Origin of the sequence: Streptomyces sp. NBC_00012 (assembly GCF_045040875.1) — a bacterium.
In the GTDB taxonomy this organism is placed as follows: domain Bacteria; phylum Actinomycetota; class Actinomycetes; order Streptomycetales; family Streptomycetaceae; genus Streptomyces.
Genome location: NZ_CP108309.1, coordinates 2,087,391 through 2,107,217 on the forward strand (window position 1 = coordinate 2,087,391; position 19,827 = coordinate 2,107,217).

General features: G+C 67.8%; 14 protein-coding genes. 3 read left to right on the forward strand and 11 right to left on the reverse strand.

The features are described 5' to 3' along the window. Nucleotides 1-10: 10 nt before the first annotated feature. The 9 genes from OHA19_RS09675 to ngcE all read right to left on the reverse strand — a co-directional run bounded on the left by OHA19_RS09675 (nt 11) and on the right by ngcE (nt 12,262). Nucleotides 11-1,522 (reverse strand): amino acid permease, encoded by a 1,512-nt coding sequence (locus OHA19_RS09675; RefSeq protein WP_405717416.1) that lies wholly within the window; start codon nt 1,520-1,522, stop codon nt 11-13. A gap of 161 nt (nt 1,523-1,683) precedes the next feature. Continuing rightward, nucleotides 1,684-3,612, reverse strand: a complete 1,929-nt coding sequence (dxs, locus tag OHA19_RS09680) for a 1-deoxy-D-xylulose-5-phosphate synthase (RefSeq protein ID WP_405749909.1) — start codon at nt 3,610-3,612, stop codon at nt 1,684-1,686. Nucleotides 3,613-3,785: 173 nt separating this feature from the next. After that, nucleotides 3,786-5,126, reverse strand: a complete 1,341-nt coding sequence (locus tag OHA19_RS09685; protein WP_405717411.1) for a sugar ABC transporter permease — start codon at nt 5,124-5,126, stop codon at nt 3,786-3,788. Further along, nucleotides 5,123-5,917 carry an ATP-binding cassette domain-containing protein gene (locus OHA19_RS09690; protein WP_405717408.1) on the reverse strand — a complete coding sequence of 265 codons (795 nt, stop codon included), beginning with the start codon at nt 5,915-5,917 and terminating at the stop codon, nt 5,123-5,125. The genes OHA19_RS09685 and OHA19_RS09690 overlap by 4 nt, the downstream gene beginning before the upstream one ends. Nucleotides 5,918-6,221: 304 nt before the next feature. After that, complete coding sequence (locus tag OHA19_RS09695; RefSeq protein WP_405717406.1) at nt 6,222-7,319, reverse strand: substrate-binding domain-containing protein; 1,098 nt, start codon at nt 7,317-7,319, stop codon at nt 6,222-6,224. A gap of 118 nt (nt 7,320-7,437) precedes the next feature. Further along, on the reverse strand, nt 7,438-8,640 hold the full coding sequence (locus OHA19_RS09700; protein WP_405717403.1) for an ROK family protein: 1,203 nt from the start codon (nt 8,638-8,640) through the stop codon (nt 7,438-7,440). Nucleotides 8,641-8,830: 190 nt separating this feature from the next. Further along, on the reverse strand, nt 8,831-9,748 hold the full coding sequence (locus OHA19_RS09705) for a carbohydrate ABC transporter permease (RefSeq protein ID WP_405749910.1): 918 nt from the start codon (nt 9,746-9,748) through the stop codon (nt 8,831-8,833). A 91-nt stretch (nt 9,749-9,839) separates the two neighbouring features. Beyond that, nucleotides 9,840-10,763, reverse strand: a complete 924-nt coding sequence (locus OHA19_RS09710) for a carbohydrate ABC transporter permease (RefSeq protein WP_405717398.1) — start codon at nt 10,761-10,763, stop codon at nt 9,840-9,842. 50 nt (nt 10,764-10,813) lie between these two features. Beyond that, nucleotides 10,814-12,262: an N-acetylglucosamine/diacetylchitobiose ABC transporter substrate-binding protein gene (gene ngcE / locus OHA19_RS09715; RefSeq protein ID WP_405717395.1), complete on the reverse strand. Its 1,449-nt coding sequence runs from the start codon at nt 12,260-12,262 to the stop codon at nt 10,814-10,816. A 498-nt stretch (nt 12,263-12,760) separates the two neighbouring features. Here ngcE and OHA19_RS09720 point away from each other — a divergent pair, with 498 nt between their 5' ends. After that, nucleotides 12,761-16,606, forward strand: a complete 3,846-nt coding sequence (locus OHA19_RS09720; protein ID WP_405749912.1) for a GH92 family glycosyl hydrolase — start codon at nt 12,761-12,763, stop codon at nt 16,604-16,606. Nucleotides 16,607-16,689: 83 nt separating this feature from the next. Here the strand turns inward: OHA19_RS09720 and OHA19_RS09725 are convergent, their stop codons facing one another. Both OHA19_RS09725 and OHA19_RS09730 read right to left on the reverse strand, forming a co-directional pair. Beyond that, nucleotides 16,690-17,349 carry a histidine phosphatase family protein gene (locus OHA19_RS09725; protein WP_405717389.1) on the reverse strand — a complete coding sequence of 220 codons (660 nt, stop codon included), beginning with the start codon at nt 17,347-17,349 and terminating at the stop codon, nt 16,690-16,692. A gap of 347 nt (nt 17,350-17,696) precedes the next feature. Then, a complete protein-coding gene (locus tag OHA19_RS09730) occupies nt 17,697-18,596 on the reverse strand; it encodes an aminoglycoside phosphotransferase family protein (protein ID WP_405717386.1) in 900 nt (299 codons plus the stop codon). 190 nt (nt 18,597-18,786) lie between these two features. On the opposite strand from OHA19_RS09730, the gene OHA19_RS09735 reads away from it, so the two are divergent. Both OHA19_RS09735 and OHA19_RS09740 read left to right on the forward strand, forming a co-directional pair. Further along, nucleotides 18,787-19,632, forward strand: coding sequence for a Scr1 family TA system antitoxin-like transcriptional regulator (locus tag OHA19_RS09735; RefSeq protein WP_405749913.1), 846 nt, complete (start codon nt 18,787-18,789; stop codon nt 19,630-19,632). Then, entirely contained in the window at nt 19,616-19,813 is a 198-nt protein-coding gene (locus OHA19_RS09740) for a DUF397 domain-containing protein (RefSeq protein ID WP_405717377.1), read from the forward strand. The genes OHA19_RS09735 and OHA19_RS09740 overlap by 17 nt, the downstream gene beginning before the upstream one ends. Nucleotides 19,814-19,827 lie beyond the last annotated feature (14 nt).

The following is a 19,827-nucleotide window of genomic DNA, read 5'->3' on the forward strand; positions in this document are numbered from 1 at the left end:
CCTGTCCGTACTACGGCCGGCCGACGGGCTCGTTGATCCGGCTGTGCCCACGCCCGTAGGAGAAGTAGACGACCACGCCGATGGCCATCCAGACGCCGAAACGCAGCCAGGTCTCCGCGGGCAGATTGAGCATCAGCCACACCGAAGCGGCCACCGAGACGATGGGGATCAGCGGTACCCAGGGGGTGCGGAAGGCGCGGTGGAGATCGGGGCGGGTGCGGCGCAGCACCATCACCCCCAGGGCCACGACGACGAACGCGAAGAGCGTGCCGATGTTCACCAGCGTCGCCAGCTCGTTGATGCTGGTGAATCCGGCGACGATCGCGATGATCACACCGAGCAGGACGGTCGGGCGGTACGGGGTGCCGAACTTCGGGTGCGTCTTGGAGAAGAACCTCGGGAGCAGCCCGTCCCGGCTCATCGCGAAGAAGACCCGGGTCTGGCCCAGCAGCAGGATCAGACAGACCGTGGTGAGCCCGATCGCGGCACCGAAGCTGATGAACCCGGCGTAGACGGGATGGCCGACGGCCTTGAAGGCGTCGGCCAGCGGGGCCTCCACCGACAGTTCGGTGTAGTGCTCCATGCCCGTGACCACCAGTGACACGGCCACGTAGAGCACGGTGCAGATGAAGAGCGAGGCGAGGATGCCGCGCGGCATGTCACGTTGCGGAAGCTTGGTCTCCTCGGCGGCGGTGGCCACCACGTCGAAGCCGATGAAAGCGAAGAAGACGACGGAGGCGGCGGTGAAGATGCCCATGACGCCGAAGTTGGTGGGCGCGTAACCGAACATCAGCTGGACCAGCGGCGCGGTCAGTCCGGAGCCCGAGGGCTGCGGCTGTGCCTCGGGGATGAACGGCGAGTAGTTGGCGGCCTTCACGAAGAACAGCCCCGCGACGATCACGATCAGGACCACCACGAGTTTGATGGCGACCACGATGGTGGTGACCCGGGCGGACAGCTTCATGCCGAGCACCAGCACCACCGTCAGGACCAGCACCAGGGCGAAGGCCAGGATGTCGAAGCCGAATCCTTTTGCCACATCGGTTCCGGAGAGCGCGGCGGGCATGCTCCAGCCGAAGTTGTCCATCAGTGAGCGGACGTAGCCCGACCAGCCGACCGCCACCACCGCCGTGCCCAGCGCGAATTCCAGCACCAGGTCCCAGCCGATGATCCAGGCGACCAGTTCGCCGAGCGAAGCGTACGAGAACGTGTAGGCGGAGCCGGCGACCGGGACGGTGGAGGCGAACTCGGCGTAGCAGAGCGCCGCCAGCGCGCAGACGACACCGGCGACCACGAAGGCGAGGGCGGTGGCGGGCCCCGCCGTCTCCTTGGCCACCTTGCCGGTGAGGACGAAGATGCCGGTGCCGATGATGACGCCCACTCCGAAGACCGTGAGGTCCAGGGCGGAGAGGGATTTGCGCAGTGCGTGCTCCGGCTCCTCGGTGTCGCGGATGGACTGCTCGACCGTCTTGGTCCGGAACAGTCCGTCACTGCTGGGTGGTGTGTCCTGCTGGGCAGTCACCGGCGTACCTCCACGCACTCGTCGTGTACGCCATGATTGGGACCGCACCGGCGGCACAGCGCGCCGGACCGGGCGATTTCACGCGAATGGGCCGGTCGGACCACCCGTACAGGGCGACCCGACCGGCCCATCGGTCGTACTGGTGTCCGCTGGCCCCAGCGTCAGTCGCGGGCGGGCTCGATCACGGAGCGGCTGTCGTCAGCGCTCTCGAAGCGGCCGTCCAGCTTGGCCACGAGGCCGGTGACCTGGCGGGCGATGTCCGGCGCGGTCAGCCCGATCTCGGCCATGACCTCCTTGCGGGAGGCGTGGTCGAGGAAGCGCGGCGGGATGCCGAAGTCACGCAGCGGTACGTCGACCCCGGCGTCGCGCAGCGCCTGGGCGACGGCGGAGCCGACGCCGCCGGCCCGGCTGTTGTCCTCGACGGTGACGACGACCCGGTGCTGTTCGGCGAGCGGGGCCATGGCCTCGTCGACCGGCTTGACCCAGCGCGGGTCGACGACGGTCGTCGAGATGCCCTGGGCCTCCAGCAGGTCGGCGATCTCCAGGCACATCGGGGCGAGCGCGCCGACGGAGACCAGCAGTACGTCCGGACGGGTGGTGCCGGGCTCACGCAACACGTCCATGCCGCCGACCCTGCCGACGGCCTTGACCGCCGGGCCGACCGCGCCCTTGGAGAAGCGGACCACGGTCGGTGCGTCGTCGACCTGGACGGCCTCGCGCAGCTGGGCGCGGACCTGGTCGGCGTCGCGCGGGGCGGCGATCCGGAGGGTGGGCACGCACTGGAGGATCGACATGTCCCACATGCCGTTGTGCGAGGCGCCGTCGGTGCCGGTGACCCCGGCCCGGTCCAGGACGAACGTCACACCGCACTTGTGCAGCGCGACGTCCATCAGGACCTGGTCGAAGGCGCGGTTGAGGAAGGTGGCGTACACCGCGAAGACGGGGTGCAGTCCGCCGGTGGCGAGGCCGGCCGCGGAGACCGCGCCGTGCTGCTCGGCGATGCCCACGTCGTAGATCCGGTCCGGGAACGCCTTCTCGAACTTGGTCAGGCCGACCGGCTGGAGCATGGCCGCGGTGATCGCGACGATGTCCTCGCGCTCCTTGCCGAGCTTGACCATCTCCTCGCCGAAGACGGAGGTCCAGTCGAGGCCGGAGGTGGCGACCGGGAGGCCGGTGTCGGGGTGGATCTTGCCGACGGCGTGGAAGCGGTCCGCCTCGTCGAGCAGGGCGGGGGTGTAGCCGCGGCCCTTCTCGGTGAGGCAGTGCACGATGACGGGTCCGCCGAAGCGCTTGGCGCGCTGGAGCGCGGACTCCAGGGCCTCGATGTCGTGGCCGTCGATCGGGCCGACGTACTTCAGACCGAGGTCCTCGAACATGCCCTGCGGGGCGATGAAGTCCTTCAGCCCCTTCTTGGCGCCGTGCAGCGTCTCGTACAGCGGCCTGCCGACGACGGGGGTGCGCTCCAGGAGGTCCTTGCCGCGGGCCAGGAAACGCTCGTAGCCGTCGGTGGTGCGCAGCGTCGCGAGGTGGTTGGCGAGGCCGCCGATGGTCGGCGCGTAGGAGCGCTCGTTGTCGTTGACGACGATGACGAGCGGGCGGTCCTTGGCGGCGGCGATGTTGTTCAGCGCCTCCCAGGCCATGCCGCCGGTGAGCGCGCCGTCACCGATGACCGCGACGACGTGGTCGTCCTTGCCCAGCACCTCGTTGGCCTTGGCGAGGCCGTCGGCCCAGCCGAGGACCGTGGAGGCGTGCGAGTTCTCGATGACGTCGTGCTCGGACTCGGCCTGCGAGGGGTAACCGGACAGGCCGCCCTTCATCTTGAGCTTGGAGAAGTCCTGGCGGCCAGTGAGCAGCTTGTGCACGTAGCTCTGGTGGCCGGTGTCCCAGAGGACCTTGTCCTTCGGCGACTCGAAGACCCGGTGCAGGGCGATGGTCAGCTCGACCACACCCAGGTTGGGGCCGAGGTGGCCGCCGGTCTTCGATACGGCGTCGACCAGGAAGGTCCGGATCTCTTCGGCGAGCTGGTCCAGCTGCTCGGGAGTGAGCCGGTCCAGGTCACGCGGTCCACCGATGCGGGTCAGCAGAGCCACCCGTGCCTCCTTGCGTATTGAGCTGGTCGAGCATGCCGATCCGATGAGTCTAATGTTCCGTCCGCACTCGCGGGCATCGGGCATGGAGTGGGCTGTCACACCCCGTGCCCCGCAACCGTCAGTGCCCGGCCCCCGTCCGGGGTGCCGGGCACTGGACCGATGCGGCGTGCCTGCTACGCGCGGCCTGCGGTCTTCTGCGTGCGGCGGGAGACCGAGTCGATGATCACGGCGGCCAGCAGCACCGCACCGGTGATCATGTACTGGATGGCGTTGGCCATCCCGATCATGTTCAGGCCCTGCTGGATCGACTGGATCACGATCATGCCGAGCAGCGCGGACCAGACCTTGCCCCGGCCGCCGAAGAGGCTGGTGCCGCCGATGACGGCGGCCGCGATGACCAGCATCAGCGTGTTGCCGCCGCCGGCGCTCTTGGTGGCGCCGCCGGAGAGGCTGGCGATGAAGAGGCCGCCGAAGGCGCCCAGCATTCCGGAGAGCGCGAAGACGGTGATCCGGATCCGGTCGACGTTGATACCGGCGCGGCGTGCCGCCTCCGCGTTGCCGCCCACCGCGAAGACCTGACGGCCGAAGGTGGTCCGGCGGGCCACGAAGTCCGCGATGACCAGTACGGCGAGGAAGAGCACCAGGGCCAGCGGCAGTCCGCGGGCACCGGAGGGCTCGTTCAGCACGTACGCGACGGCGAAGCACAGGACGGCGACGACGCCCGTACGGAGCAGGATCTCGGTGGTCGGACGGGCCGGCAGACCGGCGGCCCCGCGGCGTCGGCTGTCCATCAGGAGCGAGAAGGCGTAGGCGAGGACGGCTACCAGGGCGACACCGTACGCGACGGCCTTGTCCTCGAAGAAGTAGTTGGTGAGGTTCTCGACGATGCTGCCGGACGGCGTGTTGATCGAGCCCTCACCGCCCATCATCCACTCCTGCAGACCGCTCCAGCCGAGGAAGCCGGCCAGGGTGACGACGAAGGCCGGCACCCCGATCTTGGCGAAGAAGAAGCCGTGCAGTGCGCCGAGCACCATGCCGGAGAGCACCGCGACGAGCACCGCCGTCCAGTCGTTCCAGCCGTGGTTGACGCTGAGCACGGCCCAGACGGCCGCGCCGACGCCGGCGACCGAGCCGACGGACAGGTCGATCTCGCCGAGCAGCAGCACGAAGACGATGCCGACCGCCATGATGCCGAGGCCGGAGCTGTAGACGGCGATGTTGGCGAGGGAGCTGGCGGAGAGGAAGTTGCTGTTCTGGAGCTGGAAGACGATCGCGATGACGATCAGGCCGACGAGGACCGGCAGCGAGCCGAGTTCGCCGCCGCGCACCTTGCGGGTGAACTCGGTCCAGTAGCCCGCGAAGCCCTCCGCGCGGACCAGCAGGCGCGGGTCCACCGCGGGTATGGGCGCCGCGGACGGCTCGGCCGCCGGGGCGGCGGGCTTCCCGGTCGCGGACTTCTCGGTGGAGACCTTGGGGGTCCCGGGGGACTCGGGGGTCTTGGCGAGGTCGCTCACTTCGCGTCCTCCTTCGTGGCTGTGCGGGCCTGGCGGCGCGTGACGGCGTTTTCCGTGGCACCGGTGATCGCGGAGATGATCTCCTCGTGGGACGTGGTCGCCACGTCGAAGACTCCGTTGTTGCGGCCCAGCCGCAGCACCGCCACCTTGTCGGCGACGGCGCGCACGTCGGCCATGTTGTGGCTGATGAGGATGACGCCGTGGCCGCGCTCGCGCAGCCGCTCGACGAGGTCGAGGACCTGGGCGGTCTGCTCCACGCCGAGGGCGGCGGTCGGCTCGTCGAGGATGACGACCTTGGGGTCACCGATCAGGGCGCGGGCGATGGCCACGACCTGGCGCTGACCGCCGGAGAGCGAGGCGACCGGGATACGGACGCTGGGGATCCGGATGGACAGGGTGTCCAGCAGTTCCTTGGCGCGCTTCTCCATCGCGATCTCGTCGAGCACGGAGGCCTTGCGCAGTTCGCTGCCGAGGAAGAGGTTGGCGACCACATCGAGGTTGTCGCAGAGGGCCAAGTCCTGGTAGACGGTGGCGACTCCGAGGTCCTGGGCGTCGTTGGGCCGGTTGATCCGGACCGTCCTGCCCTCCCACTCGATGGCGCCTTCGTCGATCGGGTGGACACCCGAAATGGTCTTGACGAGCGTCGACTTGCCGGCGCCGTTGTCGCCGACCAGGGCGACCACTTCGCCGGAACGAATCTCCAGGTCCACGTCGGTGAGCGCCTGGACGGCGCCGAACCGCTTGGAGATTCCGCGCAACGCCAGCACGGGCGTAGCGGACACGTGAATCATCTCCTTCGCCGCCTGACCGGCGGGGATGGTGCTGCTGAGCACAGGGGGCGGTGCCGGTCACCGGGCCGCCGGGAAGAACGGAACGTCTACGGGTCCGTCTCGGAACGTCGTCGCCGGGGGACGACCACGCGCCGAGACCGCGCCCGGGACGGGGTTCCGTGCCGGCCGGGGCCCTCGGTGCGCCCCGGAGGGCGGCCGTGTGCGGTGACCGGGACCGGTGAGAAGTCCGGCGCCCGCCCCTTGCTGCGGGGCATTGACGGGGCGGGTGCCGGACCGGATCGGGTGACGCCTGCCGGCGGGCGTACTACTTGATGCCGGCTGCGTCGCAGGCCGCCTTGTACTGGGCGGTGCAGATCTCCTCGACCTTGTAGACCTTGTCGGCGACGATCGTGGAAGCGATGTTCTCCTTGGTCACGACCGAGGCGTCGTACAGCTTCGACGGGGTGCCCTTGAACTCGCCCGAGAGGCTGTCGACCTTGATCGGGGCCAGGTCGTCGATCTTCTCGCCCTTGAGCAGCCGGACGGCGATCTCGGCGGTGGTCTCGGCCTCCGGCTTGATCTGCTTGTAGATCGAGAAGGCCTGCTCGCCCGAGAGGATGCGCTGCAGACCGGCGAGCTCGGAGTCCTGACCGCCGACCGGAACCTTCACACCCTGCTTCTTCAGGGCCGTGATGATGCCGCCGGCCATGCCGTCGTTGGCGGAGTAGACGCCCTGGAAGCCGTCCTTGCCCAGGGAGTCGATGGCCGCGCCCATCTTCTTGTTGGCCTCGTCCGCCGACCAGTCCGGGATGTCCTGCTCGTAGACGACCTTCTTGACCTGCTTGTCGAGGACGCTGTGCGCGCCCCTCTTGAAGAAGGGGGCGTTCGGGTCGGTCGGCGAGCCGTTGATCATGACAACGTTGCTGTCCTTGGCCTTGGCGCCCATCGCCTTGACCAGCGCCTCGCCCTGGAGCTGGCCGATCTTCTCGTTGTCGTACGACACGTAGGCGGAGATCGGGCCCTCGGCGAGACGGTCGTACGCGACGACCTTGACGTCCTTCTTCGCGGCCTGCTGGACCCAGGACTTCGCGGCCTTGTAGTCGACGGTGTCGAGGATGATGACCTTCACACCCTGCGTGACGAGCGCGTCGAACTGCTTCTTCTGGGTCTCGCTGTCCTGCGCGGCGTTGTTGTACTTGACCTCGCAGTCGGAGCACAGCGCCTTGATCTTCGCCTCCATGATGGGGCGGTCGAACGTCTCGTAACGCGTGGTCTTGTTCTCCGGCAGGAGCAGGCCGATGGTCTTGTTGTCGCCACCGCTGCCGGAGTCCTTGTCGTCACCGGCCTTGCCACAGGCAGCGAGGGAGACGGCCATGGAAATCGCGGCCGTGCCTATGACGATGCGTCGCGTCGTTGCGTTCATTACGGGTTGCCTCCCTGACGAGGCCGCGACGTCGCGGCCGAGGTGGCTGGAAGTCAACTCGGCTACGACGGCGGCGTCAAGGAGTAAATCCTTAACGAGATGACAACGGTGCCATCCGTTATCTAAGTGAAGGCAGGGTCGCCTTCGGCAAGGCACTTTCCAAAAGGGTTGAATCCCCCATCTCGCTCAGCACCAGGGCCAGGGCGCCCAGGACTTCGGCCCGCCCGCCCAGTGCCCCGGGCAGCACCGAGAGCTGCCGGGCGGCGCTCGGGATGGCGTAGCGCGAGACCGAGTCACGGATCGGTGCGAGCACCAACTCGCCCGCCTCGGCGAGCGATCCGCCGAGGACCACCCGGCTGGGATTGAGCAGGTTGCAGAGATTGGCCACCCCGCTGCCGATGTACCGCCCCACGTCCCCGATCACCCGGCGGCAGCCCGGATCGCCCTCGCGGGCCAGCTGGACCACCCGCTCCATGGTGAGATCGGGCCCGTGGCTGGGCTGGAGCAGCGGCAGGACGTACCGGGCGGCCGTGAAGGTCTCCAGGCAGCCGCGGTTGCCGCATCGGCAGACCGGGCCCGACTCGTCGAGCGTGATGTGCCCGATCTCGCCGGCCGTGCCGCCCGGCCCCCGGTAGATGCGCCCGTCGATCACCAGACCGGCACCGACCCCGCTGGCGACCTTGATGTAGGCGAGATCCTTGACGCCCCGGCCGCTCCCCCACACCAGCTCGCCGAGCGCGCCGAGGTTGGCGTCGTTGTCCACGTACACCGGCACCCCGAGCCGGCCCTCCAGCTCCTTGCTGGGATTGATGCCCGTCCAGCCCGGCAGGATCGACGTGGAGCCCAGCGTGCCGGACTCCACGTCGATCGGGCCGGGTACACCGAGGCCCACCCCGATCACCTTGTCCGGACCGATCCCGGTCGTCTCGATCAGCCGCCTGACCAGTTGCTCCGCCCGCCCGAACCCCTCCGCGGACGAGGCGTCGACGTCCAGCGGCTCGGCCTCCTCGGCGAGCACCTGGTGGGCGAGGTTGCCGACGGCGACGCGCAGATGCGTATGGCCGAAGTCGACCCCGATCACGATGCCCGCGTCTCCGCTGAGCGAGACGCTGCGGGCCCGGCGGCCGCCCGCCGAGGTGGGGGTGACCTCGACCGTGCCGCCGTCCTTCAGTTCACGAACGATGTTGGAGACGGTGGCCGCTGACAGGCCGGTGCTCCGTGCGATCTCCGCCTGGGTGAGCGAACCGGCCATGCGTACCGCACGCACGACCCGCTCAAGGTTGGCGCGATGCAGAGATGTCTGCGACCCCGGGGTCTCCATCGACTCTCTCACTCCTACCGTTTTCTCTAACATGTGAACTCTAAGCTCAGCGTTTTGCAGCACCCCCCGTCAAGACCTTGAGCAAGCGAAGCCTCGGACGAGCGCAGTGGGACGGCCCTGCGTACGCGCGAACCGCCCGCCGGCGCGTGGCCGACGGGCGGTTCGTGTGTACGGGGGCGGGACCTGGCCGCTACTTCACCGCGCCCGCGGTGAGGCCTGCGACGACCTGGCGCTGGAAGATGATGTAGGCCGCGAGGACCGGCAGCATCGCCATCACCAGACCAGCGAAGAGACCGGACCAGTCGCCCTTGTACCCCTGACTGGTGGCCAGTTCGACCAGGCCCTGGGAGAGCACCCGGTATTTCGGTTCGGTGTTGAGCACCGTCGGCAGCATGTACTGGTTCCACTGCCCGAGGAAGTTGAAGATACCGACGCTGATCAGGCCGGGCTTCGCCATCGGCAGCATCACCTGGAAGAACGTCCGGGTGTGCGAGGCGCCGTCGAGCATCGCCGCCTCCGCCACCGAGCTCGGCAGCGTACGGAAGAACGAGGTGAGGAAGAAGACGGTGAACGGCAGCGAGTACGCGATGTAGACCATGATCAGTCCGTGCCGCGTGTTCAGCAGGGCCATGTTGTTCATGACGAAGAACAGCGGGACCAGCGCCAGGATGATCGGGAAGCTCATCCCGCCGATGAACAGGAAGTAGATGAAGCGGTTTCCGGGGAAGTCGAACCGCGCCAGTACGTATGCCGCCATCGAACCGAGCAGCAGGGTGCCGACGAGCGAACAGCCCACCACCACGACAGTGTTGAAGAAGTAGTCGCTCATGTGCGCCTGACTCCAGGCGCGCGACCAGTTCTCGAAGTGCAGCTTGTCGGGCAGCGCCCACGGCGTCGACAGGATCGAGTCGTCCGTCTTGAACGACGCCATCACCGCCCAGAGCAGCGGCAGGACGACCAGGATCGCCCAGATGATCAGCACACCGTGCGAGAAGACGTTGAGGACCTGGCCCTCGCTGCTCTTCTCCTTGGCGGCGGGTGCGGGCGCCTTGGCCACCGGATCCGGGTCCGCGGCCGGGGCCGCGGGGGGAGTGTCAGTCGTCTTCACGTGTACTCACCTCGTACTGTCGAGCCGGACACGGAGGCCGACCTGTGGTGCCTGCTGGGGGTCCGGAGGGCGTCTCCCGGGAATCGCAGCATCAGAACTCCAGCCGATCGCGGCGGCCCAGTCGCATCACGATGGCGGCGAAGGCCAGGGTGACGATGAGCAGTCCGACACCGATCGTCGTCGCGTAGCCGGCCTGCCCGTCGCGGAAGGCCGTCTGGTACACGTACAGCGGCAGGACGGTGGTCGAGTAGTCGGGGCCGCCGGGGCCCACGGTCATGACCTGTACGGCGGTGAACGCCTCCACACCGAGGGCCAGGATGCCCATGTAGACCCAGCCCGACTGCACCGTGTCCCAGAGCAGCGGAAGGGTGATCCGGAAGAAAGTGGTGAAACGGTTGGCCCCGTCGAGGAGCGCCGCCTCGTAGAAGTCCTTCGGGATGGACGCCATTCCGGCCGAGAACAGCACGACGAAGAATCCGACCGTCGACCAGATCAGAACCGTCATGACGCAGATCAGCGCGAGGTTCGGGTCGCCCAGCCAGTCCGGCTGGACGGAACCCAGGCCGATCGTCTTCAGTGTCGAATTCAGCATCCCACTGGTGGGGTTGAACGCGAACTGGAAGAGCAGGGCCACGATCACGATCGAGAGCACCTGCGGGAAGAAATAGGCGATCTTGTAGAAACTGGAGCCGCGCACGCCGGAGACCGCGGCGTTCTTGCGCCGCCGGCCCCCGACATTGAGCATGAAGGCGAAGAAGAGCGCCAGGCCCAGCGTCACCAGCGGCAGCAGCACCACAAGCAACACGCTGTGCTGCAACGACTTCCAGAAGATGTCGTCCTTCAGCATCCTCGTGTAGTTGTCGAACCCGACCATCTTGAAGTCCGGGCTCAGGCCGGTCCAGTCCGTGAACGAGTAGTAGATGGACTGGATGAACGGCCAAATGACGAAGACCGCGTACAACGCGAGTGGGAGTACCAGGAATCCCACTATGAAACGGTACTTGCCATGCTGCATCGTTTACCGACCCCGATCTTTCCGCGGGTGCCGCCGCTGGTGACGGTTGCTCACTGGTGCTTGTAGTGCTTGATGGACTGGTCCTTGGCCGCCGCGTCGGCGAAGGCCTGGATCTTCTTGATGGCTTCCGCAGGGGTCGCGCGGCCGGCCATCATCTCGCCGATACCGGCGACACCGATCTGCTCCTTCTGGAGCTTCACGTACCAGTCCTGCATGCGCGGGTTCACCACGTTGTCGCCGGCCTTCTTCAGCGCGTCGACACCGGACTGCATGGCGGTCGACAGGGTCAGACCGTCGGTGCCGCCGTTGAACGCGCTGAGCGACTTGACCTGCTTGGTGAAGTTCTTCGAGGACTCCTCGGAGAGCATGATGCGCAGCTGCTCCATGCCGCCCTGGGGGTTCTTCGCGTTGGCCGGGACGACGAAGGGCTCGCCGCCGGAGGCCCAGATGGTGCCGAACGGCATCTTGTCGGACGAGTCCAGGCTGGACGGCGCCGCGACCATCATCTTGAAGTCCTTGGGCGTGGTCGGCGCGGCCTCGTTCTCCACCCACGAACCATTCGGGAGGAAGAGCGCCTTGCCCTTGGTCCACTCGGTCTGCGACTGGATGTGGGTCAGACCGGGGGTGCCCTTGAGGATGTACCCCTTCTTGTACAGCTCGTAGTACGCCTCGAAGGCCGCCTTGACCGCGGGGTCCTTCCAGGCGTTCGGCTCCAGGTTGTCGATCTTGTCGAGAACCTCCCGGCCACCGATCTTGGCGATGAACGGGTAGAGCGAGAACGGCAGGTAGTACGGGTACTTACCGGCGTACGTCCAGCCCGCGATGCCCTGCTTCTTCGCCTTCGCGCAGAGGGCGAGCATGTCGTCCCAGTTCTCGGGGTACTGCGCGTCGAGCTTCTCCAGCGCGGTCTGCGAGTACCAGACGCCGTACACGGTGTACGCGTAGTACATGATCCAGACCGGGTCGCCGTCGAACTGACCCATCTCCAGGACACCGGGACGCAGCGTGTCGCGGACCTTCTTGCTGGGGTCGTCGATGGACGGGGCGTCCATCAGCGGCGTCAGGTCGAGCAGCTGCTTCTTGCCGACCAGGACACCCATGTCCATCTGCTCGGCGCCGGAGTTGTCGATCAGGTCCGGCGGGGTGCCGCCGTTGAACCGGGGCTGCAGCTGCGACTGGATCTTCTGGGTCGCGACGTGCTTGACCTTCGGGGCCTTCGGGAACGCCGTGTTGTACTTCTTCTCCGCGTCGATCGCGTACTGCTGGCCGAAGCCGCCGTCGAAGATGACCACCTCGAGCGGGGCCGTCTCGTTGACGCCGAGCGGGTTGGCCTTGGTGACCTTGCCCTTCTCGACCTTCTTGTCGCTGCCGCTGTCGCCGCTGGCGCACGCCGACAGGAAGCCCATCGCCGGAACGCTGATCAGGCCGAGTGCGGCCGATCGCTTGATCACATCGCGACGGCCAAGGCCCTCATTCTTGTGGGCGGAGGTGGATCCCATGCTCAAGTCCTCGCCTTCTCCAGGACTCAGGCGGTGTGTACCGGTCGCCCGTAGATATTCGCCTCAGGCGAAGGGCCCCGCCACCGCGGTCAGTTGCGCTTGGGTAGTGCTGATTTCAGGCTAGCCATGTGCAGTGGGGGGTCGGGGAGATCCGGCATCGGACGCGCCCGTCGCGCTGCCCTCGGCCGTTCCCCGTGTCCCCCTTGCCCGCGTCGCCGGAAAAGCTGTGCGGACGCCGACAGGTATAGTCCACTTCCCGCCGACTGAGCAAGATCGAATGCGACTTTGAGCAGCAGTCTTTCCCGAGTTGAGACCTCGCGGATACATGGCCCCCGCACGCTCCTGGCCCCGGTGTAACGATTTCCGCAATACGGTCGATTCGGCTTGCGCTTCCTGTCCAACACCCTTGACACATCCCGGCACTTGGCTCCCTACTGGACCTTGCGCATCTCTCTGACAACGTTGTCCAGATGCACTCCTCGGGAGGAATGGCTCGGCATGCAGCCCCGACATGGTTCTCGCAAGAGGCAAAGCCGTACGGCCGCACTGATCGCGGCTTCACTCGTTCTCGTCGTGACCGCCCCCTCCATGGCCGCCGCACAGTCGGCCGGCGCACACGAAAAGGGCCGGTCGCCTTCGGGAGACCGGACATTCAGCTCGTCGTTCGAAGCGGATGAAAAGCAGCCGGACTGGCGCAACACCGTAGAAGAGGGTCCGGACGGAAAGAAGCGGTCATCGGGTGTCGATGGCGGCTTCTCCGCAGGAATACCGGGCAATGTGACCGACAAGGTGACAGACGTCCGCGCCAGCGGTGAGAACACCGGCGGCGGGGAGGTCAAGGAAAATCTGATCGACGGGGAGTCCGGCTCCAAGTGGCTGACCTTCGAGCCCGCCGGCTGGGCCGAGTTCGATCTCGACGAACCGGTCAAGGTCGTGACATACGCCCTTACTTCGGCCAATGACCACGACGAGCGCGACCCGAAGGACTGGACCCTCCAGGGCTCCGCCGACGGCAAGGACTGGAAGGACCTCGACTCCCGGACCGGTCAGAGCTTCACCGAACGGTTCCAGACGAAGTCGTACGATTTCACATCTGACACCTCATACCAGCACTTCCGCCTGCAGATCACGAAGAACAACGGCGCCACCGACGCCACCCAGCTCGCCGACGTCCAGTTCTCCGACGGCGACACCTCCACCCCGGCCCCCGAGGAGATGCGCAGCCAGGCCGACCGCGGCCCCTCCGGCTCCCCCACCGCCAAGGCGGGCGCGGGCTTCACCGGAAAGCGGGCGCTGCGGTACGCCGGTACGCACAAGGCGGACGGCCGGGCGTACTCGTACAACAAGGTCTTCGACGTGAACACGGCTGTCACCCGTGACACCTCACTGTCCTATCTGGTCTATCCCCAGATGGGCGAGACCGACCTCTCCTACCCGGCGACGCATGTCGCGGTGGACCTGGCGTTCACGGACGGCACGTATCTGAGCGATCTGCGGGCCACCGACAGCAACGGCGGCCTGCTGACCCCGCAGGGCCAGGCCGATGCCAAGCGGCTGTACGTCAACCAGTGGAACAAGGTCGAGTCGACGATCGGCACGGTCGCGGCGGGCAGGACCGTGGACCGGATCCTGGTGGCGTACGACTCCCCCGAGGGCACGGCGAAGTTCCAGGGCTGGATCGACGACATCGAGATCGCCCCGAGGGCTCCCGAGAAGCGCCGAGCGCACCTGTCGGACTACGCCTCGACGGTCCGCGGCACCAATTCCAGCGGCGCCTTCTCCCGGGGCAACAACTTCCCCGCCACCGCGGTCCCGAACGGCTTCAACTTCTGGACACCGGTCACCAACGCCGGCTCGACGAGCTGGCTGTACGACTACGCGCGGGGCAACAACGACGACAACCTGCCCACCCTCCAGGCCTTCAGCGCCAGCCATGAGCCGAGCCCCTGGATGGGCGACCGGCAGACCTTCCAGCTGATGCCCTCGGCGGTCGCCGGCACCCCGGACGCCTCCCGCAAGGCGCGTGCGCTGCCGTTCCACCACGAGAACGAGACGGCGAAGCCGCACTACTACGGGGTGACGTTCGACAACGGCCTGAAGGCCGAGATGACGCCGTCCGACCACGCGGCCCGGATGCGGTTCACCTACCCCGGTGACGACGCGAGCATCGTCTTCGACAACGTCTCCAACGACGGCGGCCTCACCCTCGACCCGGCGACCAGCTCCTTCACCGGCTTCTCCGACGTCAAGAGCGGCGGCTCGACCGGCGCCACCCGCCTCTTCGTGTACGGCGTCTTCGACGCGCCGGTCACCGCGAGCGGCAAGCTGTCCGGCGGCGGTGGCGACGATGTCACCGGCTACCTCCGCTTCGACGCGGGCAAGGACCGCACGGTCGGTCTGCGCCTGGCGACCTCGCTCATCAGCATCGACCAGGCGAAGCAGAACCTGGCCTCCGAGATCCCCGCCTCCCGCTCCTTCGGCCGGGTCGAGGACCGGGCGCAGCGGGCCTGGGACGACATCCTGGGCAAGGTGGAGGTCGAGGGTGCCACGGCCGATCAGCTGACCACCCTCTACTCCAGCCTGTACCGGCTGTACCTGTACCCGAACTCGGGCTTCGAGAAGGTCGGCGGCAAGGACAAGTACGCCAGCCCCTTCTCCCCGCAGGTCGGCTCCGACACCCCGACGCACACCGGCGCGAAGATCGTCGACGGCAAGGTCTACGTCAACAACGGCTTCTGGGACACCTACCGCACGACGTGGCCCGCGTACTCCCTGCTCACCCCGGACCGGGCCGGCGAGATGGTGGACGGCTTCGTCCAGCAGTACAAGGACGGCGGCTGGATCTCCCGCTGGTCCTCCCCCGGCTACTCCGACCTGATGACCGGCACCTCCTCGGACGTCGCGTTCGCGGACGCCTACGTCAAGGGCGTGGAGTTCGACGCGGAGGCGGCGTACGACGCGGCGCTGAAGAACGCCACCGTGGTCCCGCCGTCCTCCGGCGTCGGCCGCAAAGGCATGGTGACGTCCCCGTTCACCGGCTACGCGAACACCTCGACGCACGAGGGCCTGTCCTGGTCGCTGGAGGGCTACCTCAACGACTACGGCATCGCGCGGATGGGCGAGGCCCTCTACAAGAAGACGAAGAAGGCCCGGTACAAGGAGGAGTCCGAGTACTTCCTGAACCGCGCCCGCAACTACGTCCGGCTCTTCGACGACAAGGCCGGCTTCTTCCAGGGCAAGGACGCCGAGGGCGGCTGGCGGCTCCCCTCGGACCAGTACGACCCCCGGGTCTGGGGCTACGACTACACGGAGACCAACGGCTGGGGCTACGCGTTCACGGCCCCGCAGGACAGCCGGGGCCTGGCGAACCTGTACGGCGGCCGGGACGGCCTGGCCAAGAAGCTCGACACGTACTTCTCCACTCCCGAGACGGCGGGCCCCGAGTTCGTCGGCTCGTACGGCGGAGTCATCCACGAGATGACCGAGGCGCGTGACGTACGGATGGGCCAGTACGGCCACAGCAACCAGGTCGCGCACCACGTCACCTACATGTACGACGCGGCCTCGCAGCCCTGGAAGACGCAGGAGAAGGTCCGCGAGGTCCTGAGCCGGCTCTACACGGGCAGCGGCATCGGGCAGGGCTACCACGGCGACGAGGACAACGGCGAGCAGTCGGCCTGGTACCTCTTCTCCTCGCTCGGCTTCTACCCGCTGGTCATGGGCAGCGGCGAATACGCGATCGGCTCCCCGCTCTTCAAGAAGACCACGGTCCATCTGGAGAACGGCCACGATCTGGTCGTCAGGGCGCCGAAGAACAGCGCGCGGAACATCTATGTGCAGGGCCTGCGGGTCAACGGCAAGAAGTGGACCTCGACTTCGCTGCCGCACGACCTGCTGGCCAAGGGCGGCGTGCTGGACTTCGACATGGGCCCGAAGCCGTCGTCGTGGGGCACCGGCAAGAACGCGGCACCGACGTCCATCACCACGGACGACAAGGTGGCGACGCCGCAGGCGGACGTGGTGAAGGGCGACGGTCCTCTGTTCGACAACACCTCGGCCACCTCGGCGAAGGTCGCCACGGTGGATCTGCCGGTCGACCCGGCCACGGACGCGATCCGCTACACGCTGACCTCGGACCAGGCGGCCGAGGCCCCGGCCGGCTGGGTCCTCCAGGGCTCGTCGGACGGCACGACCTGGAAGGACCTCGACAAGCGGTCGGCCGAGTCGTTCGCCTGGGACAGGCAGACGAGGGTGTTCTCGGTGACCGATCCGGGCTCGTACGCGCACTACCGCCTGGTGTTCGCCGGTGAAGGCACGCTCGCGGAGCTGGAGTTGCTCGCCTGACCCTGTGCTCCACCCGCTTCACGGCCGACGGCCGGTGCCCCGGGGCGGGGTACCGGCCGTCGGTCCGCTCAGCCCCGTTCCTGTCAGTCCCGTTCCTGCCAGTCCTGTTCCGGTGCCTCCGGAACGGCCCGGGGGAACAGACTCTCGGGCAACGTCACGTTCCAGGCCGTGATGACCGGCTTCCCGTGCTCGGTGCCGAGCCGGGACACGGCGCCCGTGGCGAGCTGGAACAGCGTGCCCTCGGCCGGCGTCAGATTGAGATAGCGGGCGGTGAGCACACGCAGGAAATGGGAGTGCGCGACGAGCGCGATGTCCTCGTCCGTGTCACGGCTTGCCGCCTCCGCGGCTTCGGCCAGCACCCGGTCGGCGCGCGCCCCGACCTCGGCCGGGGTCTCACCGGGATGCGCCTCGGGCCCGGGGGCGACGCCGTCGGTCCAGAGGTTCCAATCCGGGCGGGTGCGGCGGATCTCGTCGGTGGTCACCCCTTCGTAGCCGCCGTAGTCCCATTCGCGCAGCTCGGGTGTGATGCGGGGCGCGGCGAGCCCGGCGAGCTCGGCGGTGCGCCGGGCCCGTACGGCGGGAGAGACGAGGGTGAGCGCGATCCGCCGGTCGGCGAGCAGCGGCGCCAGGGCCCGTGCCTGCCGTTCCCCGAACGCGGTCAGGGGCAGATCGGTGTAGCTCGTGTGCTGCCCGGACCGCGACCACTCCGTCTCGCCGTGCCGGATCAGGATCAGCTCGCCCATGGGTCTCATCCGCTCTCTGTGCCGTTCGTTCCGCGTGGTTCGCACATCCGTGAACCCGCTGGTACACCTTCGCATTCCGCGCGCCCACGACGAGGTGGCAGATGACCCGTTTCCGGGTGCGGCAGCCACATGGTTGGCGACATTCCGTCAAATGCCTCAGCCGGTCAGTCCCTGAGCGTGGCACGGACGAGCCAGGCCAGGCCGGGTTCGCCAAGTTCGCCATGAACATGCAAAAATCCACCCGAGGGGCCTCGCCTGCCACTTCCGGCGGTCGCCGCCGCGCAGCAGGCGAGGACGACGGCGCACGGCACGAGGCGCCTGACTGAGGCGTGGACGTCGGAGCCGCGTCACGGAGCCGTTCCGTCGTCCGCGAGGACTTCGCGGATGACGTGCCGGGCGATCGCCGCCATGGCCGGATTCGACTTCCGGTAGTAGCGCAGTTCGCCGAGCGCGGTCGACAGCGCCCAGCCACGCCCTCGTGCCCAGGCCGCGTCATCGGCATTCAGTGCCGTACGGAAGATCCCGCGCGCGTGCGCGGGGAGCAGGTACCAGGCCGCGATGAGATCGACGGCGGCATCGCCCAGCCCCACGCAGCCGAAGTCGATGACGGCGCTGAGCCGCCCATTGGCGAGCAGCAGGTTGCCGGGTTGCAGATCCGAGTGGATCCAGACGGCCGGACCGGTCGGCGCGGAGGCCCGCAGCGACGCCTCCCACACGACGAGCGCCGCACCGGTGTCCACGACCTCGCCCAGCACCGCGAGCGCGGCGCGCGTCGAGGCGTCGCGGGCCGCCAGAGGCTCGCTGCGGAAGGAAGGCGGCCCGTCGGCGGGATCGATCAGGTGCAGCGCGGTGGCGAAGTCCGCCAGGTCCGCCGCAAGCAGGCCGGGTTCGACGGCCTCCCCGACCACCGGGTTCGCGCCGTCGAGCCACCGCAAGACCGACCAGTGCCACGGATAGCCCTCGGCGGGCACCCCCTTGCCCAGCGGCACCGGAACAGCGACGGGAAGCGACGGGGCGAGCCGCGGCAACCAGCGCTGCTCCTTCTCCACATCATCGGCCGTCCCCGCCGTACGGGGCAGCCGTACCACCATGTCCTCGCCGAGCCGGTACATGGCGTTGGAGGTGCCCACGGGAACGACCGGTTCGACGGGAAGTCCGGCCCAGTCCGGGAACTGCGAGGCGATCAGCCTGTGTACGAGCGACTCATCGATGTCCGGTTCGTCGGCATGCATCCTGCCCCTGCGCATGAGCACCCTTCAGGGGTTTGGGCGGTGACCGGCGGTTGGCAGCCGACCGCCATCCGAACGCTCGCCCGCACCACCCGTCAACTCGTCTACCGCGCACGGAAGTCGAAGGCCGGACGGCGGCAGCCACGTACGGGTGGCGCATTCCCCGATTCCTGAACCTGCGCGTCCGTGCGTCGCTACATTCCGGGGCATGCCGCAGCCCAAGGATCTCGACCCGTACGCCGACGCCCGCTCCTTCTACGGCTCCGAGTTGCGCCGCCTGCGCGAGGCCGCCGGGATGTCCCAGACCGAACTGGGTGACAAGGCGTTCTGCTCAGGCACGTACATCGGGCTGTTCGAGATGGCGGAGCGCCGCCCGCAGGAGGAGATGTCCCGCGCCTTCGATGAACTGCTGGGGAGCGGCAGGCACCTTCAGCGGCTGTGCCGGCTGGCACGGAAATCGAAGGTGGCGGGGTACTTCGCGGATGCGGCGGAACTCCAGTTGCGGGCCTCGTCCATCGAGAGTTACACATCGATGGTGGTTCTCGGACTGTTGCAGACAGCGTCCTATGCGCGTGCACTGACCCGGGCCGCCCATCCGTTTGCCGACGCGGACGTCATCGAAGGACACGTCAGGACGCGCATGGAGCGCACCAGTCTTCTCGACTCACCCGCGGCGCCCGTGCTCTGGGTGATGCTCCACGAAGCAGCGTTGCTCCTGCCTGTTGGCGGACCGGCCGTCATGGCAGAGCAGCTCAATCATCTTGCCGAGCAAATCGCTTCCCGCCCCCGTGTGGTCGCCCAGGTGCTCCCGTTCTCCGCCGGGGCACACCCCTTCCTGCACTCGTCCATGACACTGATGCAGTTCACCGAGGCTCCGTCCGTCGTGTACACGGAGAGCGCATACAGCGGCCAACTCGTCGAGGAACCAATGCTGGTGGAGCAGTACCGATCCGCATACGATCTGGCCAGGGCCGCCGCGCTGTCGCCGGAGGCGTCTCTGGATCGGATCGTGTCGGCGGCGAAGGAGTTCGCAACCGATGAGCGTCACACCTGACTTGAGTACCGCTGCGTGGCGTACGTCGTCATACAGCAACGGCGACGGCGGTGAGTGCGTCGAGGTCGCCGACAACGTCCCCCACTTCGTCCCCGTACGCGACACCAAGTTGGCCGACAGCCCCGTCCTGGTCCTGCGAACTGCGAGTTGGGCGGCCTTCGTGCAGAGCATCAAGCAGTAGGCATCGGCGCGGAA